Source organism: Mesorhizobium sp. B2-2-3 (assembly GCF_006442405.1).
Classification (GTDB): domain Bacteria; phylum Pseudomonadota; class Alphaproteobacteria; order Rhizobiales; family Rhizobiaceae; genus Mesorhizobium.
This window is the reverse complement of record NZ_VFWC01000027.1, coordinates 1-14,565: the sequence shown is the minus strand read 5'-3', so window position 1 is coordinate 14,565 and position 14,565 is coordinate 1. Positions and strand designations below refer to the sequence as shown.

The 14,565-nt window shown below is 60.7% G+C and carries 16 protein-coding genes; 10 read left to right on the top strand and 6 right to left on the bottom strand.

What is annotated here, in order from left to right; all coding sequences use genetic code 11:
- The 5 genes from FJ951_RS28170 to FJ951_RS28150 all read left to right on the top strand — a co-directional run.
- Positions 1 to 255: phospholipase D-like domain-containing protein (locus FJ951_RS28170; RefSeq protein ID WP_246671805.1), on the top strand; the 255-nt coding region annotated here is incomplete at its 5' end.
- A 258-nt stretch (positions 256 to 513) separates the two neighbouring features.
- A complete protein-coding gene (locus FJ951_RS28165; RefSeq protein WP_140518325.1) occupies positions 514 to 1,032 on the top strand; it encodes a ferritin-like domain-containing protein in 519 nt (172 codons plus the stop codon).
- 34 nt (positions 1,033 to 1,066) lie between these two features.
- Complete coding sequence (locus FJ951_RS28160; RefSeq protein WP_140518324.1) at positions 1,067 to 1,387, top strand: Rieske 2Fe-2S domain-containing protein; 321 nt, start codon at positions 1,067 to 1,069, stop codon at positions 1,385 to 1,387.
- A 2-nt stretch (positions 1,388 to 1,389) separates the two neighbouring features.
- Positions 1,390 to 2,676 (top strand): SDR family oxidoreductase, encoded by a 1,287-nt coding sequence (locus tag FJ951_RS28155; RefSeq protein WP_140518323.1) that lies wholly within the window; start codon positions 1,390 to 1,392, stop codon positions 2,674 to 2,676.
- On the top strand, positions 2,676 to 3,155 hold the full coding sequence (locus FJ951_RS28150) for a DUF2269 family protein (protein ID WP_140518322.1): 480 nt from the start codon (positions 2,676 to 2,678) through the stop codon (positions 3,153 to 3,155). The genes FJ951_RS28155 and FJ951_RS28150 overlap by 1 nt, the downstream gene beginning before the upstream one ends.
- A 159-nt stretch (positions 3,156 to 3,314) precedes the next feature.
- On the opposite strand, the gene FJ951_RS28145 is transcribed toward FJ951_RS28150, so the two are convergent.
- Complete coding sequence (locus FJ951_RS28145) at positions 3,315 to 4,196, bottom strand: manganese catalase family protein (RefSeq protein ID WP_140518321.1); 882 nt, start codon at positions 4,194 to 4,196, stop codon at positions 3,315 to 3,317.
- Positions 4,197 to 4,392: 196 nt separating this feature from the next.
- A complete protein-coding gene (locus tag FJ951_RS28140) occupies positions 4,393 to 5,235 on the bottom strand; it encodes an SIR2 family protein (RefSeq protein WP_140518320.1) in 843 nt (280 codons plus the stop codon).
- A 496-nt stretch (positions 5,236 to 5,731) separates the two neighbouring features.
- On the opposite strand from FJ951_RS28140, the gene FJ951_RS28135 reads away from it, so the two are divergent.
- Positions 5,732 to 6,808 carry a beta-glucosidase gene (locus FJ951_RS28135; protein WP_140518319.1) on the top strand — a complete coding sequence of 359 codons (1,077 nt, stop codon included), beginning with the start codon at positions 5,732 to 5,734 and terminating at the stop codon, positions 6,806 to 6,808.
- A gap of 73 nt (positions 6,809 to 6,881) precedes the next feature.
- Here FJ951_RS28135 and glf read toward each other — a convergent pair whose 3' ends face one another.
- Complete coding sequence (gene glf, locus FJ951_RS28130; RefSeq protein ID WP_140518318.1) at positions 6,882 to 8,024, bottom strand: UDP-galactopyranose mutase; 1,143 nt, start codon at positions 8,022 to 8,024, stop codon at positions 6,882 to 6,884.
- A 2-nt stretch (positions 8,025 to 8,026) separates the two neighbouring features.
- A complete protein-coding gene (locus FJ951_RS28125) occupies positions 8,027 to 9,199 on the bottom strand; it encodes a glycosyltransferase family 1 protein (RefSeq protein ID WP_140518317.1) in 1,173 nt (390 codons plus the stop codon).
- Positions 9,200 to 9,593: 394 nt separating this feature from the next.
- On the opposite strand from FJ951_RS28125, the gene FJ951_RS28120 reads away from it, so the two are divergent.
- A complete protein-coding gene (locus FJ951_RS28120) occupies positions 9,594 to 10,517 on the top strand; it encodes a hypothetical protein (protein WP_140518316.1) in 924 nt (307 codons plus the stop codon).
- Between the two features lie 932 nt (positions 10,518 to 11,449).
- On the opposite strand, the gene FJ951_RS28115 is transcribed toward FJ951_RS28120, so the two are convergent.
- Together FJ951_RS28115 and FJ951_RS28110 are read right to left on the bottom strand one after the other, a co-directional pair.
- The gene (locus FJ951_RS28115) at positions 11,450 to 12,346 is read right to left on the bottom strand and encodes a hypothetical protein (RefSeq protein WP_246671804.1); all 897 of its coding nucleotides are present in this window, start codon (positions 12,344 to 12,346) and stop codon (positions 11,450 to 11,452) included.
- A 418-nt stretch (positions 12,347 to 12,764) separates the two neighbouring features.
- Positions 12,765 to 13,031, bottom strand: coding sequence for a hypothetical protein (locus FJ951_RS28110; RefSeq protein ID WP_140518315.1), 267 nt, complete (start codon positions 13,029 to 13,031; stop codon positions 12,765 to 12,767).
- Between FJ951_RS28110 and FJ951_RS28960 the strand changes: the two genes are divergently transcribed.
- The 3 genes from FJ951_RS28960 (at position 13,030) to FJ951_RS28090 (ending at position 14,155) form a co-directional block, all read left to right on the top strand.
- Positions 13,030 to 13,692, top strand: a complete 663-nt coding sequence (locus FJ951_RS28960; protein WP_224682011.1) for a hypothetical protein — start codon at positions 13,030 to 13,032, stop codon at positions 13,690 to 13,692. The two genes, FJ951_RS28110 and FJ951_RS28960, sit on opposite strands and share 2 nt — an antisense overlap.
- The gene (locus FJ951_RS28095; RefSeq protein ID WP_140518313.1) at positions 13,679 to 13,858 is read left to right on the top strand and encodes a hypothetical protein; all 180 of its coding nucleotides are present in this window, start codon (positions 13,679 to 13,681) and stop codon (positions 13,856 to 13,858) included. Before FJ951_RS28960 ends, FJ951_RS28095 begins: the two co-directional genes overlap by 14 nt.
- A gap of 87 nt (positions 13,859 to 13,945) precedes the next feature.
- The gene (locus FJ951_RS28090) at positions 13,946 to 14,155 is read left to right on the top strand and encodes a hypothetical protein (RefSeq protein WP_140518312.1); all 210 of its coding nucleotides are present in this window, start codon (positions 13,946 to 13,948) and stop codon (positions 14,153 to 14,155) included.
- Positions 14,156 to 14,565: the final 410 nt, after the last annotated feature.

The window sequence follows — 14,565 nt, the reverse complement described above, 5'->3', positions numbered from 1 at the left end:
TATCATCCCAAACTCCTGATCGTCGACGACGTCTGGACGAGCTTTGGCTCTGCCAACCTGGACGAGCGCTCTTTGCGCCTGAACGATGAAGCCACGCTGAACGTCTACGGCCAGGATTTTGCCAAAACGCAGATCGACCTGTTCAACCAGGATCTTGCGCGATCCAGGCAGATCAGTTTGAGCGAATGGGAAGCGCGTCCCCTGATCGAAAAAGTATCGGACTGGCTGGCCAGCAGACTACACTCGCAACTTTAGAACCTCTTGGTAGGCAAGTGCCCGCAAACGGATACTCGTCGCTCGCGTTATCGAAGTGTCGCATCGGCGCCGTGATAGCGCGCCTGGATGCGGCATTGGCGAGACAGCACCATCGTGTGCGCGTTTAGGCAGTGCGTCGATACCGGTTGTTCGCAACCGACGGCGTGCCGGCCGCCTGCTGAAACACGGCGGAACAAACAACTAGCCGCCTCGTTTGAGCAGGGTGCCGCCCGGCGCGCTCTCAAGCAGGAGATGACGATGGCAACCAAGAAAGCTTCGCAGACAAAGGGACTTGAGGATCTCTTCCAGGATGGCTTGAAGGATATCTACTACGCTGAGCGCAAAATCCTTTCCGCCTTGAAGAAGATGGCGAAGGGAGCTGAATCCGAAAAGGTGATTGCTGCCTTTGAGAAGCATCGAGGGGAGACGGAAGGCCAGATCGAGCGCCTGCAGCAGGTGTTCGAGATCTTCGGCAAGCGGGCACAGGGAAAGACCTGCCCGGCAATCGACGGCATCATCGAAGAAGGGCAGGAGATCCTGGAGGAGTTTCAAGAGGCTCCGGCCCTGGATGCCGGGCTCGTAGCCGCCGCGCAAGCCGTCGAGCACTATGAAATCGCCCGATATGGAACGTTGATCACCTGGGCCGGTTTGCTTGGTCTGAAAAAGGCCGTTCCGCTGCTCGAACAGTCGCTCAAGGAGGAAAAGGCGACGGATGAAGCACTGACGCAACTCGGGGAGGCCGGTGTGAACGAGAGAGCTATGCAAAAGGCAGCATAGATATCCGTACTGGATCACGCCGAGGACGTGCGTCATGGATATCCGGCAAGCCGAAGTAGCGGTCTCCGGGCCTACGGCCGCGAAACAGGTGCCGGTAGATGGGATCGGCTCAGGCGAGGGTCGGCTGATCAATCATGATGGCGAGCGACTCGCTATCAGCAAGGCGGCGGACCGTTCGATTACCGCGTATTCGGCGATCTGTACCCGTCTTGAGTGCATCGACGGGCGGAACCCGGTTGACCAGACATGGTCCTGCTCCTGCCACGGATGCGGCTTCGGCCAGCAAGATGTGGTTCTTTCCGGGCCGGTAACCAGACCGCTCGAGGCCCGGGTGCCGGCGCAGGCCGGACTCTAGGGATGGAGATCCTCGTCACCGGTGCTACAGGTTTGATAGGCTCGTCAGTGTGCGCGCGCCTGGAGGCGGAGGGACACGAAGTACGGCGCGTGCTCCGCAGCGCCCGACCTGCGGGCTTTCCGAAGAATTCGGACGTCATCGTGGATATGACGAAGGCGGTCCGACCGGAGGACTGGTCTTCCCCTCTTTCAGGCGTCGATGCCGTCGTGAACTGCGCCGGCGTGCTGCAGGACAACGCGCGGGAAAGAGTTCAGGAGGTCCATGCCATCGCCGCTTCCGCTCTCTTCAGGGCCTGCGAACGGGCCGGCATCAAGACGGTCATCCACTTCTCGGCGATCGGTGTCGACCGCGATCAGCCGTCCGCCTTCTCCGCCAGCAAGCTGGCCGGCGACAAGGCATTGATGGCGCTCGATGTCGGCTGGGTGATCTTGCGTCCCTCGGTGGTGCTGGGGCGCGGCGTCTTTGGCGCAAGCGCATTGTTGCGTGGGCTGGCCGCACTGCCATTGTTGCCGGCCATGCCTGGGACCGGTCGCCTGCAAGTCGTTCAGCTCGATGACATTGTCTCGACCGTTCTTTTCTTCCTCCAGCCCGCGAGTCCTACTCGCTTGACGCTGGAACTTGCGGGGCCGGAGGCACTCACCATGACAGAGCTCATCAGTCGTTACCGCCAGTGGTTCGGATGGAAAAAGACAGCCGTATTCACCTTGCCCGGCTGGGCGGCGAGAGGCATCTATCGTCTGGGCGATCTGGCTGGGTGGCTCGGCTGGCGACCGCCGATCCGCAGCAATGCGCAAAAAGAAATCACTCGAGGCGCTGTCGGTGATCCGCAGCCTTGGATCGCGACGACAGGCATTCACCCGGCAAGCCTCGCATCAGCACTTGCGGCCGACCCGGCAACGGTCCAGGAGCGATGGTTTGCCGGGCTCTATTTCATCAAGCCGGCGATCTTCGTTGTGCTGCCATTCTTCTGGATCATGACCGGCATCATCTCGCTCACGACAGGCTGGCGTAATGGCGTCGAACTGCTGATCGGCACTGCGGTGGCGCCCCACGCCGAGGCCGCGGTCGTGGCCGGTGCAATCGCCGACGCGGCTGTCGGCGCGCTAATTGCCTTCCGGCCGACAAGCCGCCCGGGTCTTTGGGGTGCGATCGCGATCTCGCTGTTCTATGCCATCGCCGGCACCATCCTGCGCCCGGATCTCTGGAACGAGCCACTCGGCCCGCTGATGAAGATCCTGCCGATCCTCACCTTGCACTTCGTTGCCCTGGCGATCCTGGATGAGCGCTGATGCTTTATTTCGTGGTCAAATATCTGCACGTCATCGGCGCAGCCGTGCTGCTTGGGACAGGGGCGGGGATCGCCTTCTTCATGCTCCTCGCCCACCGGACCGGCAATGCCGCAACGATCGCGGCAGTTGCCCGCATCGTGGTTGTCGCTGATTTCCTCTTTACCGCGACTGCCGTCGTCGCGCAGCCGATCACCGGGGTAGCCCTTGCCTGGCAGGCTGGCTATTCACTGAGGGAAGGATGGATCGTGCTGTCGATTGTGCTTTATATCGTGACCGGCCTGTTCTGGCTGCCGGTTGTTTGGATGCAGATGGAGATGCGCAATCTGGCGGCGCGCGCCGCCACATCTGGCGACCCGCCGCCGGAGCGATACAACAAGCTGTTTCGGTTGTGGTTTGTCTTCGGCTTCCCAGCCTTCGCCGCCGTGCTCGCCATCTTCTGGCTCATGATCACGCGTCCCCTCATCGATTTGTTCGATTGACGGTGACGATGGTTCGCTGGCCAAGTGATGGGCAGCAGGTGAGTTCCGCCAATACGGCTACTTCACCCTGAGCAGAGGCGCGACGCCGTAGAGTGCTTTCCCCCGGGATTGGCGGCACGGGAGAAAGCGTTGGCGTCAGCCCCGAGCTGGAAGGTGTCACTAGGCGCGAGCGCGGTTGCCGTCCGACCCCCTGGCGCGACTGGAGCCTTTGGCAGAACCGATCTGTTCGCTCTGTGCTCCGCTGTCCACGCGGGGTGAGCCAAGCATGGGTTCCTCACCCATCGGCTGGCCCGCGACCGTCGTGAACTCTCCGTTGCCGTCAATGGATTTGCCGCTCGACCAACGGCCCTCGGGCGGCGGCACGCCGTCGACGAAACAGTTGACGAAAGCATAGCTGACGTCGCGAAATTCCTGTTCCTGGGGGAAGGAGTTTGGAACCGGCAGCGAGGTCGCGAGCCCACCCATATCCTCGATGGCTGCTAGCCATTGCTGCTGGTGCATCGTGTCGCGGGCGATCAGGAACGATAGCATCTCCTTCATGCCGGGATCGTCGGTCATGTTGTAGAGGCGTGTGGCAAGCACCCTGCCACTGCTTTCCGCCGTGACATTGGCGACCATGTCGGCGGCGAGATTGCCGCTGGCGTAGACGTGTGAAGCGTTGAAGGGCACGCCGTTTGAATTTTCCGGCAATGCCGCGAGTCCGGTGGAAAGGATGTGGCGGAAGTTCATGCCGTTCAACACGGAGCCGCCGATCGTATCGGCCGAAACGTCTTCCTGCAAAGAGAGCGGCGCTCCTTCCAGATTCAACGCCACGGCTGTCGCGAGCATCTCGATATGGGCGAGTTCTTCGGTGGCGGTGTTCAGCAGCAGATCCCGGTATTTGCCTGGGCCGCGCGCGCCCCAGGCCTGGAAGAAATACTGCAGCGCAACTCGTATCTCGCCTTCGACGCCGCCGATCGCCTGCTGCAAAGCACGAGCAAAGATCGGGCTGGGCGTTTTCACGCGCACAGGGAATTGCAATTTCTTGTCGGTGTAAAACATCTCATGTTATCTCCGTTGATCTCGCCCAACCGACCGCAGAACAAGATGTTCCTTCTGTTCGACAGTATTTATCCTGACCATGTCGAGTTGTACGCGCGTGCGCGCAACGTGTGCAATCCGCTTCGGCAGGGCGCGATTGTTTGGCGCAAGACCACGATGAAGCGAACCGCGACGGTGACCGCCTTCACCGTCGCCCTCAGGACGCCTTGGTCTCCGGTTCATCGCCGGTCATGGTGTGAAGGAGCTTGGACAGGAACGCTGCTAGCGCTTGTTCAGGCTGGGCCGCCTCTTCGCTCAACATTTCTATGCCCCATCGACCCAGCACCGCTTCCTGGACCACGTTCGGGCTAGGCATGAATATGAACGATCTGGGGCGGTCGTCCTCGTAGCCCGACAGCCTCCAAGTCTGCCACAGGCGGTGCAAAAGCAGGCAGATGTTCATATCCGACATGCTGTAGCCGATGAAAAGGATCGTCCGCCCCAATGCATCCGAGCGGAATTTCACATCCAGGGGTGAATCGAAGGACAGCCGGTCGAAATAGTCCGTCTCGGCCAGAATGAGGGAGGAGTCGTCGTCGAAGTCGCCGTGGTATTTGACGATCTGGGTGACGCCGTTGCTTGCCTTGGCGATGTCTTTTGCGTTTGCCACCTTCACGTAGTCGCGGCTATGGACTTCGAAGGCGACCTCGAGATTGCGATCGTAGTTGGTCGTGTAGATGATCGGGAAGTCTAGTTCCACGATAAGGCGATGGATCTCCGAACATCTCACTTTCTCACGCGAGACACTCCAGTGCCGATCCATCCAGCTTCGCAGCGGTCCGATGGCGCCCCGCGTCAACCGGTAGAACTCCGCCAGCGTCTGGTAGCTGACGTCCGACGGCGCGACGATGCCGTGATCGATGCCCAGGTCCTCGACCAGATGATCGATGAGCTTACGCCAGGAGGGCAGGCCGACACTCATTGACACGCCAGCCCCAACGAACAGGATCGCGCGCCGCTCCCTGACGGAACGCGCAAGCTGCTCGATGGGGGAAAGCATGGACAAACCTCCGACCGATAATCATCCCAACTACCGGGACGGTCGCCGGTTCCATTCTCGTGCCGGCGGTGACCCGCCGTGGGGTTTGCGACGCGCCGGGGAACAATCGTCCGCATGGGGTTCGTAACGGGCGCAGTCGGAACAAAGCATTGTGCTCGCGGTTTAGCTCCGGCGCCGATCGCCAGCGGAGAAATGCATCAATGACAATCAAGGAGCCGGCACGCTTGGGTAGGCTAGCCTGGCCGCAGACAGCCAAGCGCGGCATGGACGAGCAGGACAGAAGCCAAGCAGAAGCTCGCGCCAGTCGGCATCCTGAAGCCGATCCTGTCGACGAATCGCGTAGCACCGTGAACTGTAACGAGCTACGGGCAAATCGCCAGACCCGCGAGAGAGCATGATGGCTAGGCCGGCCCCCACCGAACGATCCGGCCCGGTCCAGGATGCGGTAGACTGTGGTCAACACCGAGCGGTCGGCCGAACCTTCGAAAGCTTCTTCATGGCCGGCTTTGAATGTTCCTCCCACAGGCGGAACGACGGTGTCCGGCTCGATCTTGTTCGCGCTACCTCGCACAACATCCATGCCTTGGCGGACTACCGGAGCTGTGCCGAGCTCGGGCTTCGAACGATCCGAGACGGGTTGCGCTGGCACCTGATCGAAACGGCGCCGGGCATCTATGACTGGTCGAGTTGGGCGGCCATGATCGAAGCGGCTCGTGCCGTTGGCGTGCAGGTGATCTGGGATGTTTTTCATTACGGGTCGCCCGATCACATCAATCAGGGATCGCAGGAATTCATCGATTCATACGCCGCTTTTGCCACGGAGGCCGTGCGGTTCCATCGCTCCTTCACGGGCACCTCTCCGCTGCTTTGTCCAATCAACGAAATCTCGTTCTTTGCCTGGGCCGTCGAAGTCGGCTACTTCCCGCGTGTCGGCCCAAAGAAGCGCGGATGGTTCAAACGGCATCTCGTTAAGGCAGCGGTCGCGGGCATCCGTGCAATGCGACAGGCCGACCCCGACTGTCGATTCGTCTGGGCTGAGCCGCTGATCCATATCGCGCCTCGCGACGGTAGCCGAGCGGAACGGCAACGCGCGCAGAACGCCCGGCGAGGTCAGTTCGAGGCGTATGAGATGCTGATGGGACAGGTCGAGCCTGAACTGGGCGGCAGCCAAGATCTTGTCGACGTGATTGGCCTGAACTTTTATCCTCACAACCAATGGTATCTAAACGGTCCGACCATTCCCATGGGCCACCATGAATATCGGGCGCTGTCCGAGATGTTGCTCGAGGTCGCTCACAGGTTCCGCAAGCCGATGTTCATTGCTGAAACCGGGTCCGAAGGATCCGCCGGGCCAGCATGGCTGCATTATGTCTGCGATGAGGTCCGCGCCGCGATGAAGCTGGGCGTCCCCATCCAAGGCATTTGCATTTATCCCGTGACGGCCTATCCGGGTTGGGACAATTCCCGCCACGCCGAAGTCGGCTTGTTTTCTACCGTGCACGCGGATGGTTCGCGCAGCATCCGGCAGCCAGTTGCGGACGAGCTGGCGCGCCAGCGCCTTCTGTTCGCGTAAGCCCGGCCATCACGCGTGCAGCATGGGCCTGTCGGGTAGAACGGCATCGCGTTCGGCTTCGTCCGGCAAATGGTTACGGCGCGAGCACAGCAAATGTCGGCGCCTCCAAAGAAGCCGAGGCCGGCAGGGTCTTTTGTATCCTCGCGAATGTGGCCAAGGCCTGACCCACCACTTGATCCATGTTGTAATAACGGTAGGTCGCTAGCCGTCCAACGAACCAGACGTTTGGGCAGGCGTCCGCCATTGCCTCGTAGCGTTTGTACAGCTCCTCGTTCTCGGCTCTCGGAACAGGATAATAGGGATCGCCTATATCGGTCGGGTATTCGTAGGTGAGGCTGGTTTTCGGATGCCGTTGGCCTGTCAGATGCTTATACTCCGTGACGCGGGTGTAGTTTTCCGTCTGCGGATAGTTCACCACCGCCACTGGCTGGAATTGTTCGCAATCCACTGTCACATGGTCGAACCGCAAGGAACGGTAAGGCAGACGGCCGAGCCTCCAATCAAAATATTCGTCAATCGGCCCGGTATAGATCAGCTGCCGAAAGCCGATCTTCTCGCGTATCTCGCCATAGTCGGTCTGCAGCATCACCTTGATTTCAGGCCTGTCCAGCATCCGCTCGAACATCCGCGTATAGCCACCGGCGGGCATGTTCTGGAACGTGTCGCCAAAATAGCGGTCGTCGCGGGTGGTGCGGGTCGGCACCCGTGCCGTTACGGACTTGCTCAGTTGAGACGGATCCACGCCCCATTGTTTACGGGTATAACCGCGGAAGAATTTTTCGTAGAGTTCCCTGCCCACGGTGCTGACCACCACGTCTTCGGCGGTTCGGACCTCCTCCACCGTTTCGCGTCGCGAAGCGAAGAAGTCTTCCAGTTGGTCGGAGGTGAGATCAAGTCCGTAAAGACGATTGATTGTGTCGAGATTGATCGGGATGGGCAGCAGTTTGCCGTCCACCGAAGACAGGACGCGATGTTCGTAGGGCCGCCACGCCGTGAACTGCGACAGATAGTCGACGATGGATTGCGCGTTGGTGTGGAAGATGTGGGGACCATAGCGATGGATCAGGAGTCCCGCTTCGTCGTAGCAGTCATAGGCGTTGCCGCCGACATGATTTCTGCGGTCTATGAGCAGGACACTTTCGCGGCGTTGCGATGCAATGCGCTCGGCAAGCACGCTGCCGGCAAAGCCGGCTCCGACGATCAGCCAGTCGAACATCGTCAGGCTCTCCTGCGCAGCGGAACGACAGTTTTCATCGCCTGGACACCGTGGATGTGTGAGGTCATGGCATCCCAAGTGCGTTCCCACGACTTGTCGGCGAGATAGGCATCAACTGCCCTCACCTGCAGGTCTCTGGGGCGGGCAAGCATGCAGCGAAGCTTGGTCGCAATGTCGTCGGCGTCGACGATCTCGACGAGACCAGCCGCACCGTAGGTGCGAACGACATCAACGATGGCGGTGGAGATCACCGGCAGTCCGGCCGCAAGAAACTCGGGGGTCTTGGTTGGGCTGATGTATCTCGTTGCCTCATTGAGTGCGAATGGCATCCATCCGCCTGCCCAATGACGGAGATAGCTCGGCAGGTCGGCATAGTTCTTGGGACCGAGCCAATGCAAATTGCCAGCCCGTGGCAGGATCGCCGAATCGATCTTGGCCACCGGCCCCAGCATGACGAACTGGATGTCGGGCATTGCCGCAGCCGTCTGGCCCACAAGGGCGATGTCGAGCCGTTCATCTATCACGCCGAAATAGCCGACCCTTGGATGGGGGATGCCTGCCTGGTCGGCCGGTTCGTCGCCACCCCCTCTCGCCCTGCTGAAATGAGCAGCATCGATGCTGCTTGGGAACGCAAAGATCGAACGATGCTGACTGCGCTTTGCCTCATAGAGGCTTTGCCCGCCCGTGAAGACCAGATCGGCACGGCCGAACAACTCCTTTTCCATCTGTGCCAATTCCGCCGGCGCGTCGCGGAAGGCGGACAACTCGTCCATGCAATCGTAGATGCACACATTGCAGCGAAGATGGCTGCTGAAGCGCAGCGCCATTGGCGTGTAATACCAGGCAATCAGCCGGTCATGAGGAACCGGCGCGACGAGTTCATTGACGAAACTTCGCTGGATCGCATCCACCTTTGTCGCTGATGTTCCAATGGGGACGACCGGCGTGACAACCCTGATTGCCGGAGCTACGTCGTTCACGCGCATGAAGGGACCGCGGACATCTTCGAAGGCTGGTTCTTCGAAGTAAATTACCTGTTGCTGCCGGGCGGCGAGGGTCAGGAGGTGCTGTGGCCTTTGAAGTACAAAATTCCATCGGAGATGTGAAAAGCAGATAAGTACTGAATTATACGCCTGGGATGTGCTTTTTTTTATTTTTGAAAGCGCGATGTCCATATATTTGCCCTTTTAATACGAGTTATAACCGCGAAAATTAACGTAGGTTAATTTTCGACCTTGCCATCTGATACCCATCAGTTCTATCTAACTTGCGATTCAGTAAGTTGTTCCAACGGAATTAATTGACCCGCCTAGGTCGATCGCCGGCCCCGACGATCAGAGGCAGGGTCGCCCGACTGCTTCGCAGGCGGTGTCGGAATGCGGCATGAGATCCGCTGGAATTGGGACTACGGCGGCGCCCTAACGTGGCGCTTTGCCACGCATCAAGCTGTTGAAGGCCGGCGGAAAAATCAACACGTGTTAGCCGACGCTGCTAGGATACGAACGCCTCGAATCAGTTTGTTTGGACCTGGGTGTCGGAAGCTGAGAGAGGCGGTCGAGGTTTGTGGACATGAAGATCAATTTCGAAACGCACGTCTTTCCGTTGTTTCACCCGCAGCAGGTGGACGACCTGAAAGATCCTTGTCCCGTATTCGACGGGACGCTCTGGCACATGTTCGGATCGAGCGGCACCGTTACGAGCGAGGAATGGAAGATACTGCACGCCACAGCGCCGGATCCGCGTGGCCCCTGGACCGAGCATGAACCGATCGCCTTGCCGATCACCGGCTCGGGCGTGGCGGCGCCCGGTGTCATCCACGAAGGCGGGGTTTTCCACATGTTCATCCAGACCGAATTCATGAAGTCGGGTGGGCGGTGCGAGCATGCGGTGTCCAATGATGGTTTCCACTGGGTTGTTTTGACGTCGGCGATATTATCCCTGCCGGACACCGATGAAGATGGCATCTACGATCCCCATCCGGCGGTCATCGGCGGCAAGCGCTACATCGTTTATTCGGGAATGCCGAAGTTCAGCAGGGTCCCGCAACCCGACGTCTATCTCGCACGCAGCCAGTCCGACTCCTGGTTCGGACCATGGAAGCGCGTTGGCAAGATCCTGGACCACTTGGACGTTCCGCATCACAACGCACGCGAGCATCCCGACTATGAATGGGGCATCGAAGGCGCTCAACTGGTCGAGTTGCCGGATGGACGCGTGCTGCTCAATGCAACCTGCTTCCTCCCTGAGGGTCCGCGCGGCAGCCGCCAGCGTGTATTCTTCGCAATTGCCGATCGCGTCGAAGGACCTTACGTGTCCGTCGGCCCAGTGCTGGATCCGGGCGAGCCGGGAGAGAACGGGCACTCGACTGTAATGATAGAGGGCCGGCAACTGACGCTGTTCTATCAGAGCCGGCGCGAGGCAACGAATCATAAGTGGCGCTACGGGCTGGCCACGTGCGACCTGGATCAGCAGATTTTTTCAAACGTCGCTTGACCCAGCGCGCCCGGAAAAGGCGCCATCACCGCGACGGTCAACAGTCCCTACCGCTGTAAGTGAGGACACAAGTGCTCGCTTCGATCGCGGATCGGACGACACCCGCAGGCAATCAGCCCTGGGGTGGATCTCCGCGATCGCGGTAGCGGCGACGTCTTCGCTGAATCTGATACGGACGTTCGGGCATTGCGGTCGCGGGAGGATTCCGGGTCGATGGTTGGTCTTCCTTGAGAAGGCGAATGATGGCGTCAACCGGATCCGCCAGCGATTCACGCGCCCGCGGTCGAAGCATGTGCCTGAGACCTGATACGATTTGCTGCAGCATCAAACTCCACCTATCGTTCGGGCTGCCAAACATCGTTTACCAAGATTTGTTCCGGCCCGTGGCTGCGCGGTCGTGGTCTGGACATGGACTATCATCATCCTCATCGCCGCAATGCCGAAAACAGAGCATCAGACCCTTATGCTTCGACCACCGACCCATCCCTTCCCACGGGCGAGCACGGAGCGGGGCATGGCCGAGTCGCTGGTGAAAACGGCAGAGTGACGTCAAAATTTCCCACTAATCAGCTGCCAACGACTTCTCAACCGTCGATCAGATAGCCCTTGATGGGAGCGGGGTCTCCCCACGACATTGGCGACCGGCCAGCTTCTTCCATCTGCGGGTGACGATGAGGCCATCTAGCAGTGGTGCCGTCGGCGGGAGGGACTGGCGCTGAGGAGGACAACCGGTTTCCCTTTCCCAACGGCTCGTCGGTGGGGATGGGAGTGCCAGGCTGACGCCGGCGGCCCACGTTTCGGTTGGCAACGCTGCTGTCGACCAGAGACCTCGAAAGCTCGCTGGCGATCGCCTAGGCTCAGGGTGCACCCCGCCGGTTGATCGTCACTCTCGACTTCCCCATGTCTGCGGCCGAGGTTACCGCTTCACCAGCTCATGGGTTCCACAGCACCTGCATGATGTTGAGCTCAAAGGTCCCGGGTGCGTGGCTGGCGTCGGCCAACTGCCGAGCGTCCCACTCTCGGGCAATGGCGCCGTTCAGCGCCAGCAGCCAGAAACCGCTGGCAAGCGGCATCGCCCAGGCCGACGGCTCCGCCGCCAGTGCAGCGCCAGCCGGCAGGAGAAAGTAGGCGACCGACAATTGCAGGGGTAGCCGCGTCAGGCGCAGCCAGGCCCTGGTAAAGTCGAGCGGGGCGGTGCGCAACACTGGCGAGCCGAGCGGATGGAACCGCGCGCTCAGCATGAATATGAGAAGGCCACCGGTCAGGCCGGCCATGGCCGCCGGCACCGCGTCATGGCGAACCAAGCTAATGGAAGCGGAGGTTGCCGCCGCCAGACCGAACAGGACAGCTGCTCCCGCCAGCCGCCATGAAAGCGTTACGTGGCCGGCGGGCAAACCCCAGGCCCAGCTCGAGATCCAGGTCGGCGTCGAGCGATCGAAGGCGCCGAGCAAAGGCTTGCGTCCGCCGCGAACGCTCACCAGATCGGCAGTGTCGGTGTTGACCAGATCGCGAGCGCTGCGCAGGCGCAGGACGGCTGCCGGGCAAAAGCCCGCGCCAAACAGGATCGCGGCGCCGAGACCCCAGGCTTGTGCGAGCGGTTTTGCGATGACGAAACAGCCAAGGCCCACTGCCGCCGCGACGATGAAGGTAGTGAGAACGCCCAGCACACACGCTGCCGTCGCCGTCATGCGCCGGCGCTCTACAAGCGAAAGTGGCAATGCCTTCAGGAAGGGCGCGAAGGCGCGCGACAGGCAAAGCCTGGCGAGCGCGCTACCGGTGAAGGCGCCAAGCAGTAGAAGTGCGGCCGGCAGTCCGACCGTCCACATCATCTGGCCTGCCTAAGCGTGGTGGATGTCGCCTGCAATGCGACGGCGATGTCGGCAACGGCGTAGGCGAACAGAGCACCACCTCCAACGGCGATCCAAACAAGATCGCGGCGGCGCGTCGAGCGCAAGCCAGCCGAGAGTTCGCGCCGGAGTAGGGTCAGGACAAGCCTGTCGTGCCGCATTGTTCCATCATCGCAATCGCAAACCGGTTGGATGTCGACGTAGGTCGGCGACGATTGTACCGCCAGTAGGGCCGTCGCCCTCAGCCTCCCGTGCGCGGGCTTTGCGCTGACGTTTCTCAGCGCTGACAGGAGACAGTCCTGCATCGTCGCCTGAAGCTGGTTGTGACGGTGCGCACCGCTGTCATCGCGTTGTTCACCGCGGCTTCGTTGAAGGGCGTGGCCACTGCGCCGTCGCCAAATTAGCGCGCGGTGCGCAGGTCACCCAGCGCCTGGAAGGCGCGCCCACGGTTGTCGCACAGCATGCCGCGGTTGCCGAGCCGCGCCTGCGCGGTCTCGGCGCGGTCCTTAATGGCGTGGCGGGCGCTCTCTATTTCATTCCTCTCGATGACGCCGTTGCCATTACGGTCGAGATTCCTGAACAGGCGCTCGCGGGCGGTCGCCACCTCCTTCGAGATGACGCCGTCGCCGTTGGTGTCCATCCGTTGCTGAATACGCTTGCCGGGCATGTCCGTGCCGATCGGCGCGTGCCCGCTCGGCCTGCGCGGCTATCAGATTACCGAGACCGGCACCGAAGTCGGCGGCTGCGTCGCGCGCGAATGCCGCTTGCCCAGCCTCTCGGCATGGGGCCGGGTGGGCGACTATCGCCAGTATCAGCTCAGCCAGATGCCCAATGTCGACGTCTATTTCGAAAGCCGATTGTCGGCGCAGGACTTACTGGCCTTGGGCTTTCAGAACATCGCCATCGCCACCGGATCGACATGGCTCCGCGACGGCGTGGCGCGCGCGCATGTCGTGCCGATGCCGGTGGACCCAGCCGTGGCGGCATACACGCCGCCATGTAGCGCGGCCTGCCGGTTATCTCCTAATCGGAGGCTTTCAATTTGTTTATCGCCAACGCCGCGAAACTTCGGCCCTTGCACTGTTCCCATACAATGTATGTGTTCCCCCAGACTCGCCCGCTTGCCGAGATGTGGCAGGCTTTTTCCGCTTAGATGCAACCAATGGTTTGGGGCCACGTTGCTGCCCTGGGCCAGCATCGTCCTCCGTTGGCCAGCTCCCAGAAGCCCGCCACTGCTTCTCAGTGGCGAGCTTTTTCTTTTCCGAGAAACGAAGGGCCAGTTGGCTAGTTTGGTTGCGAAGGAGGATCGATCCGATGCAAAAGGATAGCGATGGGCACGAGAGGGAGAATCAGCAATTGCTCGCCCGACGGCTCGCAAACGAGGTCGGCATTCCCGAAGTGGATGCACTGGATCTGATCAAGCTCATCGGGACAGACTGGAACTCGCTGCTGCGCGAAGCCCGGTTTCTAAAAACCCAGCGCCGGCCATTTTGATGTCGGCCAGGATCGCGGCCCGTGAAGCCCTTGCGCGACCGGAGGTCCTGCTGCATGTTTTCGCGGTTAGACTTCCGGGAGAAAATCATGCCAATTCAACGAAAGGCGGCCGAGGCCGGTATTTTCGACGAATCCGAGTTGGCACTGCTTGGGCGGGTCTTCGACGAGCTTAAGCCGGACAACCCATTGCCTGATGAGCGCGACTCGATTGCCTCCCGGATCATTGCAAATTACATGGCAGGTGTGGTTGACGAGGCCGAGTTGTTTTCGCTTTCGAGGCAGCCGCTGGGCCGTTAGCCAAAGTCACGGAAACTAACCGCCTGCCCAGTTTTGCGTTTAAGGGCGTCTCTCCCGCATTTCGCCTACGTCTTTTTGCGGCCAAACACTTGCTGCCGAAGGTGGCGGGCTTTTTACTGTGTGGGTGGAACCCCATCTGGCGACAATCGTTCTGTGCGGCAACACTGCGGGACCGTTAGATCAGGACAACGATGCGGAGAAGGCAACGGTTCACCGACAAAGAAAGGCACGAGAGAAAGGAGCGTACCTCGGATGTTGCGCGCGAGCTGATCGAGGTCGAGCGGGCGGCACGGGATGCGAAGACAGCTCGGCTCCGGGAGCAGCGGCTGACCGCTGAGATTCGCAGCTCAGCACCTAAGAAGGTGCAGCCCCGATAGCTGCTTAAGGGAGGCAGCGATGCTCGATACCCA

What these genes read in the sequence shown, in the direction of transcription:
- FJ951_RS28165 (WP_140518325.1), top strand. Translation starts at nt 514, where the DNA reads ATGGCAACCAAGAAAGCTTCGCAGACAAAGGGACTTGAGGATCTCTTC.
- FJ951_RS28160 (WP_140518324.1), top strand. Translation starts at nt 1,067, where the DNA reads ATGGATATCCGGCAAGCCGAAGTAGCGGTCTCCGGGCCTACGGCCGCG.
- FJ951_RS28155 (WP_140518323.1), top strand. Translation starts at nt 1,390, where the DNA reads ATGGAGATCCTCGTCACCGGTGCTACAGGTTTGATAGGCTCGTCAGTG.
- FJ951_RS28150 (WP_140518322.1), top strand. Translation starts at nt 2,676, where the DNA reads ATGCTTTATTTCGTGGTCAAATATCTGCACGTCATCGGCGCAGCCGTG.
- FJ951_RS28145 (WP_140518321.1), bottom strand. Translation starts at nt 4,196, where the DNA reads ATGTTTTACACCGACAAGAAATTGCAATTCCCTGTGCGCGTGAAAACG.
- FJ951_RS28140 (WP_140518320.1), bottom strand. Translation starts at nt 5,235, where the DNA reads ATGCTTTCCCCCATCGAGCAGCTTGCGCGTTCCGTCAGGGAGCGGCGC.
- FJ951_RS28135 (WP_140518319.1), top strand. Translation starts at nt 5,732, where the DNA reads ATGGCCGGCTTTGAATGTTCCTCCCACAGGCGGAACGACGGTGTCCGG.
- glf (WP_140518318.1), bottom strand. Translation starts at nt 8,024, where the DNA reads ATGTTCGACTGGCTGATCGTCGGAGCCGGCTTTGCCGGCAGCGTGCTT.
- FJ951_RS28125 (WP_140518317.1), bottom strand. Translation starts at nt 9,199, where the DNA reads ATGGACATCGCGCTTTCAAAAATAAAAAAAAGCACATCCCAGGCGTAT.
- FJ951_RS28120 (WP_140518316.1), top strand. Translation starts at nt 9,594, where the DNA reads ATGAAGATCAATTTCGAAACGCACGTCTTTCCGTTGTTTCACCCGCAG.
- FJ951_RS28115 (WP_246671804.1), bottom strand. Translation starts at nt 12,346, where the DNA reads ATGATGTGGACGGTCGGACTGCCGGCCGCACTTCTACTGCTTGGCGCC.
- FJ951_RS28960 (WP_224682011.1), top strand. Translation starts at nt 13,030, where the DNA reads ATGTCCGTGCCGATCGGCGCGTGCCCGCTCGGCCTGCGCGGCTATCAG.
- FJ951_RS28110 (WP_140518315.1), bottom strand. Translation starts at nt 13,031, where the DNA reads ATGCCCGGCAAGCGTATTCAGCAACGGATGGACACCAACGGCGACGGC.
- FJ951_RS28095 (WP_140518313.1), top strand. Translation starts at nt 13,679, where the DNA reads ATGCAAAAGGATAGCGATGGGCACGAGAGGGAGAATCAGCAATTGCTC.
- FJ951_RS28090 (WP_140518312.1), top strand. Translation starts at nt 13,946, where the DNA reads ATGCCAATTCAACGAAAGGCGGCCGAGGCCGGTATTTTCGACGAATCC.